Annotated in this window: 17 protein-coding genes; 8 read left to right on the top strand and 9 right to left on the bottom strand. The window is 69.6% G+C overall.

From position 1 onward, the window contains the following. The first annotated feature begins 11 nt into the window (after positions 1 to 11). From BPODLACK_RS05310 to BPODLACK_RS05300, 3 genes are all read left to right on the top strand, one after another. Positions 12 to 665, top strand: a complete 654-nt coding sequence (locus BPODLACK_RS05310) for a DUF3000 domain-containing protein (RefSeq protein WP_159404845.1) — start codon at positions 12 to 14, stop codon at positions 663 to 665. 5 nt (positions 666 to 670) lie between these two features. Then, positions 671 to 1,945: an HRDC domain-containing protein gene (locus BPODLACK_RS05305; protein WP_159404844.1), complete on the top strand. Its 1,275-nt coding sequence runs from the start codon at positions 671 to 673 to the stop codon at positions 1,943 to 1,945. Positions 1,946 to 2,025: 80 nt separating this feature from the next. Beyond that, entirely contained in the window at positions 2,026 to 2,454 is a 429-nt protein-coding gene (locus tag BPODLACK_RS05300) for a type II toxin-antitoxin system Rv0910 family toxin (RefSeq protein ID WP_024498528.1), read from the top strand. 22 nt (positions 2,455 to 2,476) lie between these two features. Here the strand turns inward: BPODLACK_RS05300 and BPODLACK_RS05295 are convergent, their stop codons facing one another. The 4 genes from BPODLACK_RS05295 to BPODLACK_RS05280 all read right to left on the bottom strand — a co-directional run bounded on the left by BPODLACK_RS05295 (position 2,477) and on the right by BPODLACK_RS05280 (position 8,973). Beyond that, entirely contained in the window at positions 2,477 to 3,574 is a 1,098-nt protein-coding gene (locus tag BPODLACK_RS05295) for a carboxylate-amine ligase (RefSeq protein WP_159404843.1), read from the bottom strand. Positions 3,575 to 3,587: 13 nt separating this feature from the next. Next, complete coding sequence (gene dxs, locus BPODLACK_RS05290; RefSeq protein ID WP_159404842.1) at positions 3,588 to 5,546, bottom strand: 1-deoxy-D-xylulose-5-phosphate synthase; 1,959 nt, start codon at positions 5,544 to 5,546, stop codon at positions 3,588 to 3,590. Between the two features lie 122 nt (positions 5,547 to 5,668). After that, the gene (locus BPODLACK_RS05285; protein ID WP_024498525.1) at positions 5,669 to 6,961 is read right to left on the bottom strand and encodes a class I SAM-dependent RNA methyltransferase; all 1,293 of its coding nucleotides are present in this window, start codon (positions 6,959 to 6,961) and stop codon (positions 5,669 to 5,671) included. Beyond that, positions 6,958 to 8,973, bottom strand: a complete 2,016-nt coding sequence (locus tag BPODLACK_RS05280) for an APC family permease (RefSeq protein WP_024498524.1) — start codon at positions 8,971 to 8,973, stop codon at positions 6,958 to 6,960. Before BPODLACK_RS05280 ends, BPODLACK_RS05285 begins: the two co-directional genes overlap by 4 nt. 78 nt (positions 8,974 to 9,051) lie before the next feature. On the opposite strand from BPODLACK_RS05280, the gene BPODLACK_RS05275 reads away from it, so the two are divergent. Next, positions 9,052 to 9,717, top strand: coding sequence for a potassium channel family protein (locus BPODLACK_RS05275; protein WP_006436504.1), 666 nt, complete (start codon positions 9,052 to 9,054; stop codon positions 9,715 to 9,717). Between the two features lie 17 nt (positions 9,718 to 9,734). Continuing rightward, a complete protein-coding gene (locus tag BPODLACK_RS05270) occupies positions 9,735 to 10,397 on the top strand; it encodes a potassium channel family protein (protein WP_006436503.1) in 663 nt (220 codons plus the stop codon). On the opposite strand, the gene BPODLACK_RS05265 is transcribed toward BPODLACK_RS05270, so the two are convergent. Next, complete coding sequence (locus BPODLACK_RS05265) at positions 10,387 to 11,067, bottom strand: DUF3159 domain-containing protein (protein WP_024498523.1); 681 nt, start codon at positions 11,065 to 11,067, stop codon at positions 10,387 to 10,389. The genes BPODLACK_RS05270 and BPODLACK_RS05265 overlap by 11 nt on opposite strands. Further along, positions 11,064 to 11,444, bottom strand: coding sequence for an OB-fold nucleic acid binding domain-containing protein (locus tag BPODLACK_RS05260; protein WP_006436501.1), 381 nt, complete (start codon positions 11,442 to 11,444; stop codon positions 11,064 to 11,066). Before BPODLACK_RS05260 ends, BPODLACK_RS05265 begins: the two co-directional genes overlap by 4 nt. A gap of 198 nt (positions 11,445 to 11,642) precedes the next feature. On the opposite strand from BPODLACK_RS05260, the gene BPODLACK_RS05255 reads away from it, so the two are divergent. Next, a complete protein-coding gene (locus BPODLACK_RS05255) occupies positions 11,643 to 12,365 on the top strand; it encodes an alpha/beta hydrolase (RefSeq protein WP_024498522.1) in 723 nt (240 codons plus the stop codon). A 19-nt stretch (positions 12,366 to 12,384) separates the two neighbouring features. Here BPODLACK_RS05255 and BPODLACK_RS05250 read toward each other — a convergent pair whose 3' ends face one another. Beyond that, positions 12,385 to 13,254 (bottom strand): DUF3710 domain-containing protein, encoded by an 870-nt coding sequence (locus BPODLACK_RS05250; protein WP_024498521.1) that lies wholly within the window; start codon positions 13,252 to 13,254, stop codon positions 12,385 to 12,387. A 76-nt stretch (positions 13,255 to 13,330) separates the two neighbouring features. After that, positions 13,331 to 13,801 carry a dUTP diphosphatase gene (gene dut / locus BPODLACK_RS05245; protein ID WP_024498520.1) on the bottom strand — a complete coding sequence of 157 codons (471 nt, stop codon included), beginning with the start codon at positions 13,799 to 13,801 and terminating at the stop codon, positions 13,331 to 13,333. Between the two features lie 23 nt (positions 13,802 to 13,824). Between dut and BPODLACK_RS05240 the strand changes: the two genes are divergently transcribed. Then, entirely contained in the window at positions 13,825 to 14,379 is a 555-nt protein-coding gene (locus BPODLACK_RS05240) for a DUF3093 domain-containing protein (protein ID WP_024498519.1), read from the top strand. A gap of 117 nt (positions 14,380 to 14,496) precedes the next feature. Here the strand turns inward: BPODLACK_RS05240 and BPODLACK_RS05235 are convergent, their stop codons facing one another. After that, positions 14,497 to 14,796, bottom strand: coding sequence for a DUF4193 domain-containing protein (locus BPODLACK_RS05235; RefSeq protein ID WP_006436496.1), 300 nt, complete (start codon positions 14,794 to 14,796; stop codon positions 14,497 to 14,499). Positions 14,797 to 15,269: 473 nt separating this feature from the next. Here BPODLACK_RS05235 and cei point away from each other — a divergent pair, with 473 nt between their 5' ends. Continuing rightward, positions 15,270 to 15,962, top strand: coding sequence for an envelope integrity protein Cei (cei, locus tag BPODLACK_RS05230; RefSeq protein WP_159404841.1), 693 nt, complete (start codon positions 15,270 to 15,272; stop codon positions 15,960 to 15,962). Positions 15,963 to 15,976 lie beyond the last annotated feature (14 nt).

Below are 15,976 nucleotides of genomic sequence, written 5' to 3'. Positions count from 1 at the left end.
ACGGTCGAACGGTGACTTCTTCGGGAGCTCCGGACGAGCCTGCTGATTTCCGCGCGGCGGTGGAGTCGCTGCATGCTGCCCGCGTCCGCCGTGAGATCGAGGTCGGGCCCATCCGTCCGCCGCAGCGCCTGGCGCCGTACAGCTACGCGGTCGGCGCCGAGGTGCGCCCGCCGGACGACCCCGACGTCGTTCCCACCGATTCCCAGGGCTCCGCGTTCGGACGACTGATCCTGCTGTACGACCCCGCCGGTCAGGACGCCTGGAACGGCACGATCCGCCTCGTCGCCTATCTGCAGGCGGAGGTCGAGGCCGCACTGGCGATGGATCCGCTGCTGCCCGAGGTGGCCTGGAGCTGGCTGTCCGACGCCCTCGGTGTGCCGGTCGGCGAGAGCAGCACCCCCGAGCACTCCGGGAACGGCCCGTCCCTCGACGGCACCGCCCGCCGCATCGAGGTGACCGCGCTCGGTGGAACCGTCACCTCCACCACGTCGGTGCGCTACGGCGACATCGCCGGACCGCCGCGCGCCCACCAGCTCGAGGTCCGCGCGTCCTGGACCGCGTTGACCGCCGAGGGTCTCAACGGACACCTCGAAGCGTTCTGCGAGGTGCTGGCATCGGCTGCCGGCCTCCCGCCGACGGGCGTGACCCGACTCGGCGCGACGTGAGCACCGTGGACACACCACCCGAGAACCCGACGCCGGAAGACGAGGCTCCCGAGGTCGAACCGCTGCTCGCGCCCGCCGGCGGTGTCCCGCCGGTGCTGTCGACCGCGTCGGAGTTCGCCGACGCGGCGCGAGCACTCGCGGCGGGCGAGGGCCCCATCGCCGTCGACACCGAACGCGCCTCCGGCTACCGCTATTCGCAGCGTGCGTATCTGATCCAGATCAAACGACGCGGTGCCGGCAGCTTCCTGCTCGATCCCATCGCCGATCCTGGGGCCCTCGCCCCGGTGATCGACGCATTGCGCGGGCCCGAATGGGTGCTGCATGCCGCCGACCAGGACCTCCCGTGTCTGCGCGAGCTGGGTTTCGAGTGCGTCGAGCTGTACGACACCGAGTTGGCCGGGCGACTCCTCGGCCTGGCGAAGGTGAACCTGGCGGCCATGGTCGCGCAGTTCCTCGGCCTCGGCCTGCTCAAGGGTCACGGTGCGGCGGACTGGTCGCGACGGCCCCTCCCCGACGAATGGCTGAACTACGCCGCGCTCGACGTCGAGGTTCTGGTCGAGCTGCGGGACGCGATGGACGCGGCGCTGGCCGAGTCCGGCAAAGACGGCTGGGCTCGTGAGGAATTCGCCTACGTCCTGTCCCGTCCGCCGGCACCGCCACGCACCGACCGATGGCGCAAGACCTCGAACATCCACACCGTGAAGTCCGCCCGCGCCCTCGCCGCGGTGCGCGAATTGTGGATGGCACGTGAGGAATTGGCCGAACGTCGGGATGTCGCCCCGGGCCGGGTGCTGCCCGACACCGCGATCGTGAACGCCGCCACCGCCGACCCCCGGTCCAACTCGGAGCTGACCCGTCTGCCCATCTTCGGCGGTCCCCGCCAGCGACGCCAGGCCGGGGTCTGGCTCAGTGCCCTCCAACGTGCCCGAGAACTGCCCGACGACGAGTTGCCGGCCCGCAAGACCAACGGCCCCGGACTGCCACCGGTGAGTCGCTGGGAACAGCGCAACCCGGAGGCCGCGGCCCGGATGCAGAAGGTGCGTCCGGCTCTCAAAGAGGTCGCCGAGAGCCGCACCCTCCCGGTGGAGAACCTCCTCGCCCCCGATGTGGTCCGCCAGCTGTGCTGGGACGGACTGCGGGAACCGGTCACCACCGAGGCGGTGGACGCGCATCTCGCCGCCGCCGGAGCCCGTCCCTGGCAGCGGCGGTTGAGCGTCGATGCGCTGACCGAGGCCCTACGCGGGGGCGGCGCGACCGAGACCGGCGACGGACCCGAATAGGCCGCGGCCGACCTGGGTAAGAGACTCCCCGACAGGCACGACCTCGCACCAGGCACGACCTCACGGAATGGGAGCACTCAGTGGCCACAGTCTCCGTCGGCATCGACTCGGACCTCGACCCCAGCGCGGCCTGGGCACTCGCCGCCAACCTCTCGCGATTCGACGAGTGGATGACCATCTTCGGCGGCTGGAAGTCCCCGGTCCCCGACACGATCGACGAGGGGACGAAGGTCTCGTCGCTGATCAAGGTGAAGGGGTTCCGGAACGTCATCCACTGGACCGTCACGCAATACGACGAGCCCAGGCTGATCGCGCTCGCCGGCAGCGGGCGCGGCGGCATCCAGATCGACCTCGCCATGAAGGTCGACGAGATCGCCGACGGTTCCTACTTCGATCTGTCCGCCGAGGTGTCCGGCGGATTGCTCAACGGACCCGTCGGAAGCCTGGTCGCCAGGGTGCTGGAGTCCGATGTGCACAAGTCGATCTCGAATCTCGCCACCCTGCGCTGAAAGCCCGGGCCGAGATCGACCGTCACCGGTCGACGCGCACGGTGGCCGCGCGGGTGATCGCGGGCGCCGAATGAGTCTCGCGGAAGATGCGCCGCTGACGTGACGCGCCGTTCCCCTCGCTCCACGTCCGGCGCAGCGCGGCGTCGACCTCCTCGCGCTGTCCCAACCGGTTCAGCGCCGGTCCGATCACGGTGACGAGCTGGGAGATCCTGGTCCAGGCGGGCATGCGCCCTCCCGTCACGGGATCGAGTGCGTCACCGTCGAGACCGTCGTGGGCCGCCTTCCAGTAGGCGGCCGCCAGCAGCATCGGATCGAGTGTGGCCGAGGCAGATTCGGTCCCGCGCTCCACGTCGTCGAGCGCGGTCATCACCGCGGCGCGGACGATCGTGGCGAAGGCCCGGGCCTCGTCCACCCGCATCTGCACATCGGCCACGCGGATCTCCACGGTCGGGAGATGATCCGACGGCCGGGCATCCCAGTAGAGCATGTGCGGGTCGAGGATCACACCGGTCGCCACCAGCAGCTCCACCAGCTCGGCGAAATGGGCCGCCGATCGCAGGTGCGGCGGCGGACCCGCGGCCGGCCATCGGGACCACAACACCGACCGCCAGCTCGCGTGACCCGAGTCGGCATCACGGTAGATCACGGAGTTGGCCGTCAGGGCGAGCAGCGCGGGCAACCACGGGCGCAGCCAGTTGCACACCGCCACGGCGGCGTCCCGGTCGGGTACGCCGACGTGGACGTGACAACCGTTGATGCCCTGTTCGTGGGCGAGCATGCCGTATCGTCCGGCCATCGCGCGATACCGGGGCGTGTCGGTCACCGGGAAGGATTCCGGGACCCGCGGCGGCAGTCCGCATGCGACGACGTCGACCCCCACGTCGTCGGCGGCCGCCGCGACGATGCTCCGCAGTCGGTACAGGTGATCGCCGATCTCCTCGGCGGTGTCGGAGGTCGGCGTGGCGATCTCGACCTGACAGGAGGTGAGCTCCAGGGCGAGGTCGAGTCCACGAGCCGAGGCCGCCGCGGCCACCTCGCGGTTGCGTGCGACGGGACGTGCCGTCTCGCGGTCGACGAGGACGAATTCCTCTTCGACACCCAGCGGCGGCAGCCCGGCCACGTGTCCTCCGATGTCAGTCCTCGGCGCGGCTCTCCGCGGGATCGGCGGGGTTCTCGAGCTGGCGTTCCAGCGCGGGACCGGCCTGCATCCCCGATACCGTCGCGGTGATCGAACGGGCGAGGTCCTGGGCGGTCAGACCGAGCTCGCCGAGGATCTCCCCGCGCGAGGCGTGCTCGATGAATGTCTGCGGGATGCCCTTGATCTGCACCGGAACCGGTACCTCGGCCGCCGAGAGTGCTCCCGCGACAGCCGATCCCACACCACCGCTGACGCATCCGTCCTCGAGGGTCACGACCAGGCGGTGACGACGGGCGACCTCGACCACCGAGGTCGCGACCGGCAGCACCCAGCGCGGGTCGATGACGGTGGCCTCGATGCCCTGCCGGGCCAGGCGCTCTGCGGTGTCGACGGCCAGGCTGCAGAAGGCGCCGACCGCGACGATGAGCACGTCGCCGGTCGCCGGACCGAGATCGTGGTCGCTGCGGTGCAGCACGTCGACACCGTCGTCGAGTCGCTCGACCGCCCGGATGTCCTCCGGCACCGCACCTTTGGGGAAACGGAGCGCGGTCGGGCCGTCGTCGACGCCGAGGGCCTCGTCGAACTCCTCGCGCAGCCGGACCGCGTCACGCGGCGCGGCCACCCGCAGGCCGGGAACCATCGCCATGAGCGACAGATCCCACATGCCGTGGTGGCTGGGCCCGTCGGGTCCGGTGATGCCCGACCGGTCGAGGACGAGGGTGACCGGTTGTCTCAACAGCGCGACGTCCATCAGCAGCTGGTCGAACGCGCGGTTGAGGAAGGTCGAGTAGATGGCCACGACCGGATGCAGGCCGCCGAGGGCGAGGCCCGCCGCCGAGGTCATCGCGTGCTGTTCGGCGATGCCGACGTCGAACATGCGGTCCGGGTAGCGCTCGCCGAACGGCGTCAGTCCGGTGGGTCCGGGCATCGCAGCGGTGATCGCGACGACATCGGGACGGTTGGCGCCGGCATCGAGGAGTGCCGCGGAGAAGACCTTGGTCCAGTCCTGCGGGGCGACGCTCGTGGGCCGGCCGGTGACCGGGTCGATGATCCCGGTGGCGTGCATCTGATCGGCCACGTGATTCTCGGCGTGGGCATAGCCCATGCCCTTGCGGGTGACGGTGTGCACGATGACCGGGCCGCCGAAGTCACGGGCATGCCGCAGAGCCGACTCGACAGCACCGATGTCGTGTCCGTCGACGGGTCCGACGTACTTGAGGCCGAGGTCGGTGAACATCGCCTGGGGCGCCAGCAGGTCCTTGAGGCCGCTCTTCACACCGTGGAGCACCGCGTAGGCGGGTTCGCCGACCACGGGCATCTGCTTGACGACGCGCCTGCTCTCGTCGAGGAACTTCTCGTAGGCGGGCTGCAGGCGCAGACCCGAGAGGTGGCTCGCCAGGCCGCCGATGGTCGGCGCGTAGGACCGGCCGTTGTCGTTGACGACGATCACGACGGGCCGGTTGCACGCGGCGATGTTGTTGATCGCCTCCCAGCACATACCGCCGGTGAGCGCACCGTCGCCGACCACCGCGACGACGGTTCGGTCCGGCTGCCCGGTCAGTTCGAAGGACTTGGCCAGGCCGTCGGCGTAGGAAAGGGCCGCCGAGGCGTGCGAGGACTCGATCCAGTCGTGTTCGGATTCCGCGCGCTCCTGGTAGCCGGTCAGGCCGCCACGCTGGCGCAGACTGTCGAACCCGTCTTTGCGGCCGGTCACGATCTTGTGGACGTAGCACTGGTGGCCGGTGTCGAAGAGGATCGGATCGTGCGGTGAGTCGAAGACACGATGGATCCCGAGGGTCAGTTCGACCACCCCGAGGTTCGGTCCGAGGTGGCCGCCGGTGGCCGCCACCTTCTCGATCAGGAACGTCCGGATCTCGGAGGCGAGAGTCTCCAACTCCGCTTCCGACAGTGACCGCAGATCGGCCGGCGAGCTGATCCGGTCGAGCACACTCATCGTTTCCTCCATCGCGCGACGCCGCCGGAGACACCCCCGGCCCATAACCCGTCAGTCTACGGAAGCATTCGGATCCACCCCGCCCCGCGGATGGTCGACCGACCCACACCGCGGGTGACGGCTCAGGCCGGCACCAGACACGCGACCGCCTCCACATGGTGTGTCAGCGGGAAAGCGTCGAAGCCGCGGACCTGCGCGACGCGATATCCGGAACGGACGAAGAGACCGAGATCACGCGCGAACCGCGCCGCATCACAGCCCACGTGCACCACCACGGCCGGTCGGGCGGCGGTGATCGCGTCGACGACGCGCTCGCCGGCACCGGTGCGCGGCGGATCGAGGACGACGATGTCGGGCGCCTCGCCGAGGGCGTGGATCCGGGCCGCCACCTCACCCCGGTGGGTGACCACGCGGTCGCCGTCGTCGGCGAAGGTCTCCGACGCGGCCGCCAGCGCACCGGCGTCGGAGTCGACGATGTGGACCTCGTCGAGGCCCGTGTCGAAGGTGTCCAGCAGCGCGCCGGCGAACACCCCCGCACCGCCGTAGAGGTCCCACGCGACCCGGGGGGCGGAGTCGAGATGTTCACCGACGAAACCGACCACCGTGTCCGCGTAGGTCTGCGGCGCGGCGCGGTGCGCCTGCCAGAATCCGGTCACCGGGATGTTCCACGAGCGGCCGCCGACGCGGTGCACCGCGAACTCGGCGCCCTCGACGACGACCTGTGCGCGGGGTCGGGAACGGCGCCGACGGTTCTGCTGAGCGCGCCGGCGGGGGTCGCCGTGACGAACCTCGGCGATCGGCGCGAGTTCGGTGATGTGACGGGTGCCGTCGGCGTCGAGGACCACCGCCAGCTCGGCGTGCGGCGTGAACCGGCGACTGGCGAGGTCGTCGACCATCCCCGCCGCCGGCTGTACGCAGACGTCGTGGATCACCGCGGAACCGCGGAACGCGCGCTGCCCGGCGCGACCACGTCCGTCGACGGCCAGCCTCGTCCGGATGCGCCAGCCGGTGTCGGCCCCGGGTAACCGGTCGACCCCGCGGGTCGCGAGGTCGGTGTCGGCGATCGTCGCCTCGTCGAGATGGCCGACCCGGCTCAGGACGTCGAGCAGCACGGCCTGCTTCAGATCGCGCGCATGCCCGGGTTCGATGTGCCCGAGGTCGCAGCATCCCGCTCCCCCGGCCGCCGCCGGGCACGCCACCGGAATCCGATGCGGCGACGGGTCGAGGATCTCCACGGCCTCGGCCCGCCAATACGAGTCGTGACGGTCGTCGGTGATCTCGGCGACCACACGCTCACCGGGGATCGCGCCGCGTACGAACAGCACCCGGCCGTCGGCACGGCCGACCGCCTCCCCGCCGTTCGCCGGACTGTCGACGGCGACCTCGACCCGGCGCGCCGGAGGCGACGGCGTCATGGGGTGCGCTCCGATTCGCCGAGGGCGCGGCGGGTCTCACCCGGCGCCCAGTACCTCTTGGTCTCCTTGCGGCGATCCGACGACGTGAGCTGCCAGGGCACCGAGGTCACCATCACCCCGGGCTCGAACAGCAGGCGCCCCTTGAGCCGCAGCGCGGACTGGTTGTGCAGGATCTGCTCCCACCAGTGTCCGACGACATACTCGGGGATGAACACGGTCACCACGTCGCGCGGCGACTCCCGGCGCACCCGCCGCACGTAGTCGATCACCGGCCGGGTGATCTCACGGTACGGGGAGGCGATGACCTTCAGCGGGACCGTGATGTCGCTGGCCTCCCACTCGGACACGAGTTTGCGGGTGTCGCGGTCGTCGACGTTCACCGTGATCGCCTCGAGGACGTCCGGTCTCGTCGCCCGGGCATAGCGCAGGGCACGCTTGGAGGCCATGTGCAGACTCGACACGAGAACGATCGAATGCGTCCGGCTGGGCAGCACGCCCTCGTCGTCGGTCTCGGCCCGATCGAGTTCACGCTGTACCGACGCGTAGTGGTGGTGGATCAGCTTCATCAGGACGAAGATCGAGACCATCGCCAGCACCGCGATCCACGCGCCCGCGGTGAATTTCGTGATCAGGACCACCACGAGGACCGTCGCCGTCATCACCAGGCCGATCGAGTTCACCACCCGCGACTGCACCATCCGGCGCCGGGCACTCGGGTCGGTCTCGGTGCGCAGCAGACGCGTCCAGTGCCGCACCATGCCGGTCTGACTCAGCGTGAACGAGACGAACACGCCGACGATGTAGAGCTGGATCAGCGCGGTCACCTGCGCGCCGAACGCGACCACGAAGATGATCGCCGCGACCGCCAGGAACAGGATGCCGTTGCTGAACGCCAGCCGGTCACCACGGGTGTGTAGCTGCCGCGGCAGATATCGATCCTGGGCCAGCACCGAACCGAGCACCGGAAAGCCGTTGAACGCGGTGTTCGCGGCCAGCAACAGGATCAGCGCCGTCACGGTCGCGACGAAGAAGAAACCGGCCGGGAACGAATCGAACACCGCGTGCGCGAGCTGCGCGATCATCGCCTTCTGCTGATAACCCTCGGGGGCGCCGACGAGGTCCTTGGCGGGATCCATCACGTACTTCGCGCCGATCTCCTGGGCGAGGAGGACGATGCCGAGCAGCAGGGTGATCGAGAAGCCACCGAGCATCAGCAGCGTGGTCGCGGCGTTGCGCGACTTGGGTTTCCGGAAGGCCGGTACGCCGTTGCTGATGGCCTCGACCCCCGTCAGCGCGGCACACCCGGAGGAGAACGATCGGGCCACGAGGAACGCCAGCGCGAGCCCAGTGAGGTTGTCCTGTTCCGCCACGATTCCGAAGTCGGCGGTCTCCGAACGGATCTCCTCGCCGAGGACGAAGATCTCGGTGAAGCCCCAGATGAGCATGCCCAGCACGCCGACGATGAAGGCATAGGTCGGGATGGCCAGCACCGCTCCGGATTCCTTGATGCCGCGCAGGTTCACCGCCGCCAGGATCACGATCGCCCCGACGCAGAACCAGACCTTGTGCTCGTTGACGAACGGAACGGCCGAACCGATGTTCTCCGCCGCCGAGGTCACCGACACCGCTACGGTCAGGACGTAGTCGACGAGCAGGGCGCTGCCGACGGTGAGGCCCGCGTTGGGTCCCAGGTTGACGGTGGCGACCTCGTAATCGCCACCACCCGACGGATATGCGTGCACGTTCTGCCGGTAGCTGGCGACCACCACCGCGAGGACCACGGCGACGGCGATCGCAACCCACGGGGTGAAGGTGAGAGCGGTGATCCCGGCGACCGAGAGGACCAGGAAGATCTCCTGTGGCGCATACGCCACGGAGCTCATCGCGTCGGAGGCGAAGACCGGGAGGGCGATGCGCTTGGGTAGCAGGGTGTGGCCCAGCTTGTCGCTGCGGAAGGGCCTGCCGAGCAGGAGTCGCTTCGTCGCAACGGACACCTTGGAGACGGTGGACACCAGGCAACCCTAGAGCGTCCGCGTCGCGGCGGGTAGGTTCGACTCGCGGCACGCACGCCGCATCGGGAGAGGAATGTCGTGCAGGTAGTCATCATGGGTTGCGGGCGGGTCGGATCGTCGCTCGCGATGGCGATGCAGAAACGCGGACACGACGTCGCGATCATCGACCGGGACCCGTCCGCCTTCTCGCGGTTGTCCGCCGACTTCGCGGGCCGCACGATCACCGGCGTGGGGTTCGACCGGGACATCCTCGTGAAGTCCGGGATCGAGCACGCCGACGCCTTCGCCGCGGTCTCCTCCGGTGACAACTCCAACATCATCGCCGCGCGGGTCGCCCGGGAGACCTTCGACGTCGAACGTGTCGTGGCACGCATCTACGACGCCAAACGCGCCGAGGTCTACGAACGGCTCGGCATCCCGACCGTCGCCACGGTGCCGTGGACGACCGAGCGGTTCGTCTCCGCGCTCGGTGAGACGGCGACGGCTGAGTGGCGTGACCCGTCGGGTTCGCTCGCGGTCGCCGAGGTCGACGTCCACGAGTCGTGGATCGGGGTCTCGGTAGGCAGGTTCCAGGAACAGACCGGTGCCCGCGTAGCCTTCCTCAACCGGGTCGGCCGACCGGTCCTGCCCGACGCCAAAACCGTTCTCCAGCAGGACGACGTGATCTATGTCGCCGTCCTGCTCGACAATCTGGTCAACGCGCGCCGAGTCGCCGCGGAACCGTTCACCCATCCCGAATCCTGAGTGACGAGGAGTCATCCGTGAAGGTCGCCATCGCCGGAGCCGGCGCGGTCGGGCGCTCGATCGCCCGCGAACTCCTGGTCAACTCGCATGACGTCACCCTGTTCGAGCGGAAGGCCGACCACGTCGACCCGGACGCGGTGCCGGGCGCGAAGTGGATTCTCGCCGACGCGTGCGAGCTCACGAAGCTCGAGGACGCGCAACTGCAGACCTTCGACGTGATGATCGCCGCGACCGGTGACGACAAGGCCAATCTGGTCGTGAGCCTGCTCGCCAAGACCGAGTTCGCGATCAACCGGGTCGTTGCCCGGGTCAACGACCCGCGCAACGAATGGCTGTTCGGCGACGACTGGGGTGTCGACGTCGCGGTCTCGACCCCGCGCCTGCTCGCCTCCCTCGTCGAGGAGGCGGTGTCGGTGGGGGATCTGGTCCGGCTCATGACCTTTCGACAGGGCCAGGCCAATCTCGTCGAACTCACCCTGCCCGCGAACACACCGGTGGCGGGCAAGCCGGTCCGCAAGCTCGAGCTACCGCGGGACGTGGCACTGGTCGCGATCCTGCGCGGCGGGCGTGTCATCGTGCCGCAGAGTGACGACCCGATCGAGGGCGGTGACGAACTGGTCTTCATCGCGCCGGCCGAGGCGGAACCCGCGCTCTACGACGCCATGCGGATCACGCGCTGACGGTCTCCTCCTCGCGGACCGCGCGGCGGACGAGCAGGACGGTCGCGAGCACCGCCAGGGCCGTCAGCGGCCATCCCATCGCGATCCGCGCGAAGGCCAGCCATCCGGTGGCGCCGAGGTCGTAGAGCTCGGACTGGGTGAGATAGCGTGCCGCGAAGACCAGTGCCCACAGGGCGGTGGCGATGTCATAGGCGCGCAGCGTCCGGCCATGCCTTCGCCAGGCGGTCCCCTGCCCGTTCACCAGATGCCAGGCGACGCCGATCAGGGGCCAGCGCACCAGGATGGAGACCACGAACAGCACCGCGTAGACGAGAGTGGTCCAGATCCCGAACAGGAAGTACCCCTTCGCGTCCCCCACGCGACTGGCGATGAACACGCAGATCGCGACGCCGAGGAGGCCGGAGATCGCCGGGGTGAGACCTTCGCGGCGGATGATCCGCACGCCGAAGACGAGGGCTGCGGCGGCGAGCGCGGCGACGATGGCGGCCCGGAGGCCGAGGAACGAGTTCACCGGTACGAACACCACGACCGGAACCGTGGAGTAGATCAGCCCGGAGACGCCGCCGATCTGTTCGAGCACCGTCGGGGTCGGGGCGGGACCCGAATCCGGTTCGACGTCGTGGCCGATGGACTCGTCACCCGGCTCGCCGGTGTCGCTCGTGGGTGTCACTCGTCGTCGCTGCCCTGCAGCTCGTAGTAGGGGTTGTAGATCACCTTGTGACCGTCCTGCAGGGCGAGACGTCCCCGCACGGTCACCTTGCGGCCGGGTTCGATACCCGCGATGCGATTGCGGCCCAGCCACTTGAGCATGACGATGTCGGAGCCGTCGAAGAACTCCGCCTTCACGCCGGCCTTGGCCGCGCGTGAACACGTCTCCACCGCACGCAGCTCACCGTGCATGGTGACCTCCTCGCCGCGAGTGCAGTCCGACGCGCGTTGTGCGCCCGTCGCCTTCGACTCCTCCGCGATTCGCTCCGCTTCGACGTTCCCGAGATCTTCGGTGAGTCGGCGGGTCAGACGCTTGAGATAACCAGCAGTGGTGGGCATCCCAACCTCCCAATGGATTTCAGCCGGGCACCAGGCTTTCGCGTCAGCGTCCGTGGCCACCGAACGATTGATCGGTGACTGTCCGCCAGCGTAGACCCGGCATCGGCCGGTGACAACGTGGACGACCGGGGCTCACCCGCAGTCCCGGGACACCCTAGGGGATGATCTCCAGGTGCCCTGCATCCGGATGAACTTTTGATGCCCCACATGGACCGTCCGTCCACACGAACACCCACCGCGCTGGTGGTGATTCCCGGGACCGGCTCCGATGCCGACCACGTCACACGTGCCTTCGGTCACGCCGCGGCGATGCTCGGAGTCGAGCTCGTGGCGCTCGAGCCGACGCCGGATCTGGTCGCCGGCCATCGGCGTGGTCTCGAACGTGCGGCCGTCGAACACGACTCGGTTCTGGTCGGCGGGGTGTCGATCGGCGCCGCCATCGCCCTCGAATGGGCACTCGCCGACACCGGCGACCGATGTGCGGGCGTGTTCGCGGCCCTGCCCGCCTGGAGCGGCGACGCCGATTCCGCGCTCGCCGCGGCGAGCGCACGGGCGACGGCCGATGCGATGGAACGCGACGGGCTCGACGCAACGGTCACCGCGATGGCCGCGAGCAGCCCGGACTGGCTGGCCGCCGAACTCTCCCGCTCCTGGGGACGCCTGCACCCCGAGGTCATCGGACAGCTACGCGATGCCGCGGACTACTCGGCGCCCACACCGGAGCAGATCACCCGACTCACCGTTCCACTGGCACTCGTCGCGGCCCCGGACGACGCCATCCACCCGATCGCGGTCGCCCGCACCTGGCATGACGCCGCGCCGCGTTCGGCACTGGTCGAGGTCACCCTCGAGGGGTGGGGCCGCGATCCCGCGCTCCTCGGCGACAGTTGCCTCGCCGCATACACGCGCCTGTCGAGGTGAGACCCCGTCCGCAGCGGATTCAGCGACGACGGAAGAAGCGCTGCATCGCCGAGCCCGACGACGGCGGCAGCGGGGCGTCGTCCTCGGGGTCCGGGTCGGCGGTGACCGACGGATCGTCGTGGCCGCCCGAACCGCCCTCGGCCGGGGCGTCGGTATAAGTGTTCTCGCCGTAGACCGCGGCGTGCGCCACCTGGTCCAGCGCTCCCCCGGCGACGGCCTCCGACTCGTCGTCGGAGCCGGCCACCTCGCCGGTAGGTGTCTGGGGTCCGCCCGGGGCCTCCGCGCCCGCCTCCGCCTCGGCGAAGATCTGCTGCTGGGCGGCGGCCACCTGATGGGCGAGGACCGGCGGCAGGACGATCGGAAGCGGTTCCCGCGGCGGGTGCGGATCCGAACCGCGACGCACGACGGTCTCGGCCAGCACGGCACGACTCAGGCGCGCGAGGTCCTCGGCGCTCTCCGACGGCCCGCTACCGACACAGCGCACCAGCCACCGGGGGCCGTCGACGCCGATGAAGCGATGCGTGGCGCCCTCGACCTCGGCCACGACCTCCCGGCCCCAGTGGCCGTCCTCGATGCTGGTCGTAGCGCCGCCGTCACGCAACGACTCGGCCAGTTCGCGGACCACCTCGCGCCACGTACCCGGCGACTTGGGCGCCGCGAACGCACTCACCGAGATCCGGCCGATCGGGGTGACCAGATAGACGTTCTGCGGCTGGTGCGCCTCCGACATCTCGACGGTGACCTGCCCGCCCTCGACCACCGGGACGAGCACCGACCCCAGGTCGAGGTGGGAGTTCTCCAGCTCGTGGGGTTCCGTCGCGAGGGCGTCGATGTCGTAGGGGCCCAGCGCCTGACCGACCCGCAGTTCATCCGAACCGTTCTTCGTCATCGTCTACTCCTCGTCAATCCGCGTTCCGTGTGAACAGTAATCGACGCGGCGTCGGACCGACCTCGGCGTGTCGTGCTCAGCTCAGGATGGCGTGGCCGCCGCTGGATCCGTATCCGCCGTCGCCGCGGCTGGTGTCGTCGAGTTCCTCGACCTCGACGAAATCGGGAAGCTCGACGCGCTGCACGATCAGCTGCGCGATCCGGTCACCGCGCGAGATGGTGATGGACTGCTCGGGGTCGAGGTTGATCAGGCACACCTTGATCTCCCCGCGGTAGCCCGCGTCGACGGTGCCCGGGGTGTTGACGATGGAGAGGCCGGCGCGCGCGGCCAGTCCGGAGCGCGGGTGGATCAGGCCGACGGTGCCGAACGGCAACGCGATCGCGATCCCGGTACCGACCAACTGACGTCGTCCCGCCGGCAGTTCCAGGTCGATCGCCGAGCACAGGTCCACGCCCGCATCCCCGGGATGTGCTCGGGTGGGCAACGGCAGATCGGGGTCGAGTCGACGTACCGCGATGGGCGGCAGAGGGGGAAGAGCTGTGGTCACGCACGCAGACTACGCTGGTCACCGTGACCGCACCCCAATCGCCTGACAACACCGGCGGCACGTCGGAGAATCCGGCGGCTCGCCGGGACGCTGGTTCCGCGGACCTCTTCGACGAGCGTCTCACCGTGCCGTGGTGGTGGTGGCTGGCCGCCGCCGTCGTGACCGGTGTGGTGGGCTACGAGATCCAGTTGTCCGCCCACGGCAGCAAGTGGAGCGTGATCGGCTACGTCGTCACCGCGATCCTCAGCGTCCTGGTGCTGTGGTCGATGAGCCGTACCCGCGTCCGGGTGACCGCCGACCGCGAACTCCAGGCACATCGCGCCCGCCTGCCGCGGGCCGTCGTCGCCCGCGGGGCCTCCATCCCGGCGACCGCCAAGAGTGCCGCCCTCGGCCGTCAGCTCGACCCCGCCGCCTATCTGGTGCACCGCTTCTGGGTGAAGACGATGGTCCTCGTCGTACTCGACGACCCCGACGACCCGACCCCCTACTGGCTGGTGTCCACCCGGCGCCCCGCCGAACTGCTGGCCGCCCTCGACCTCCCGGATGCCGCGGCCGACCGCCCGTCGGCAGGCGCCTGACCGATCGACCCGCACCCCCATACGACGAAGGGGCCGCGCCTGATGGCGCGGCCCCTTCGTCGTCAGGCCCTGTGGGTCAGGGAGTCGTCGTTCACTTCCGCGGGTGTCCCGCGGATCTCATGCGCAGTCGACGCAGATCAGCGAGTTGCCGTTCTCCTCCGCCAGCCGGCTGCGGTGGTAGACGAGAAAGCAGCTGGTACAAGTGAATTCGTCGGCCTGCTTCGGGACGACCCGAACCGACAGCTCTTCGCCGGAGAGGTCCGCACCGGGCAGCTCGAAGGACTCCGCGGTGTCGCTTTCATCCACGTCGACCGCCGCGGACTGCGCCTCGCTGCGGCGGGCCTTCAGTTCCTCGAGCGAGTCTTCGTTGAGGTCCTCGGCCTCGGTGCGTCGTGGCGCATCGTAATCAGTAGCCATTGTGTGCCTTACTTGTTCAGAGAGTGAGGGGGCGCTCTCGGTTCCGGCTCGTGGCCGTCACCTGAGGGTGTGCGCACGACTCCGCCGGGATTGTCTTGCCGGTGGGGTCACTACAACGTCGTCTCGAGCACGATTCGTACCCAAGAATCCGGCGTATTGTGTGACTTCGGTCACGATTTGATGTCGGCTGCACCCCGAGGCTGGAAGCGCGGGCGCCCGAAGAATAGACCATGCCCGGTCAATCGTCAATGTGGCAACGCGAACTCGTCCGGAATCTCGCGATTCAGGCAGGTCGGACGCCTCGGAGACGGCGAGACACGGCTCCCGCGGCGAGGCTCGCACCCACCGTGGGATCGACCCTCTAGAGTGTTGCGGAGATTGCGCGGGGCGTCGCTCCCGGTGAAGTACATCCGCTCGAGCAGTGCGCCCACGGCGTGGTCGAGTGGGAAATCCCAGTGAGGAGTCGTTCCACGGTGGTCTCGAAGATTACGACCGGCTACCCGACCGACGAACAGGGCCGCCCGTATCCGCGGCGCCGGTACGCCCCGGCGATCATCACGGTGGTGGTCCTGCTGGTCCTCGGCGTCGTCGTCTGGGCGATCGTCCTCGGCGGCGACAACAGCGAATCGGTCCCCACCGCATGCAATCAGCCCACTCCGTCGACCGCGGTCGAACCCGGCGCACAACAGCCGGCCGAACCGCCCGTCCTCACCCAGGTCCCGCGCGACGAGATGCTGGAGGTCGCTCCGGCCGCACTGTCGACCTTCCAGGTCCGGGTCCTCAACGCATCCGAGGAACGGGGCGCTGCCCGGTCGGTGTCCGAGGACCTCGCGGCGCAGGGATTCACGCCGGCCGCCGACACCCCGTTCGCCGACGATCCCGTCTACGCGAACCGAGATCTCAACTGCGTGGCGCAGATCCGGTTCGGGCCCGCCGGCCGTGCCGCCGCGGCGGCGACCTGGCTCGCGTTCCCCTGCGCCCAGCTCGTCGACGACGGACGCCGTGGCACCGGGGTCGATGTCGCCCTCGGCACCTATCACTCGGGCGGCGAGCTCTCCCAGGACGCGCAGGCGGCACTCGAGGCGCTGCGGTCGGCCGACCCCAAGAACCCCGAGACCGGCGCCGATCCCGCGTTGGTGAAGGCGGTCCACTCGGCTCCGTGCTGAATCGGCCCCACCGA

This window comes from Gordonia sp. YY1, from assembly GCF_009872315.1.
Lineage (GTDB): Bacteria > Actinomycetota > Actinomycetes > Mycobacteriales > Mycobacteriaceae > Gordonia > Gordonia amicalis.
The sequence above is the reverse complement of the archived record's forward strand: the minus strand, read 5'-3'. Positions and strand labels throughout refer to the sequence as shown.

What these genes read in the sequence shown, in the direction of transcription:
- dxs (WP_159404842.1), bottom strand. Translation starts at nt 5,546, where the DNA reads ATGAGTGTGCTCGACCGGATCAGCTCGCCGGCCGATCTGCGGTCACTG.
- BPODLACK_RS05285 (WP_024498525.1), bottom strand. Translation starts at nt 6,961, where the DNA reads ATGACGCCGTCGCCTCCGGCGCGCCGGGTCGAGGTCGCCGTCGACAGT.
- BPODLACK_RS05260 (WP_006436501.1), bottom strand. Translation starts at nt 11,444, where the DNA reads ATGCCCACCACTGCTGGTTATCTCAAGCGTCTGACCCGCCGACTCACC.
- BPODLACK_RS05255 (WP_024498522.1), top strand. Translation starts at nt 11,643, where the DNA reads ATGCCCCACATGGACCGTCCGTCCACACGAACACCCACCGCGCTGGTG.
- BPODLACK_RS05250 (WP_024498521.1), bottom strand. Translation starts at nt 13,254, where the DNA reads ATGACGAAGAACGGTTCGGATGAACTGCGGGTCGGTCAGGCGCTGGGC.
- BPODLACK_RS05235 (WP_006436496.1), bottom strand. Translation starts at nt 14,796, where the DNA reads ATGGCTACTGATTACGATGCGCCACGACGCACCGAGGCCGAGGACCTC.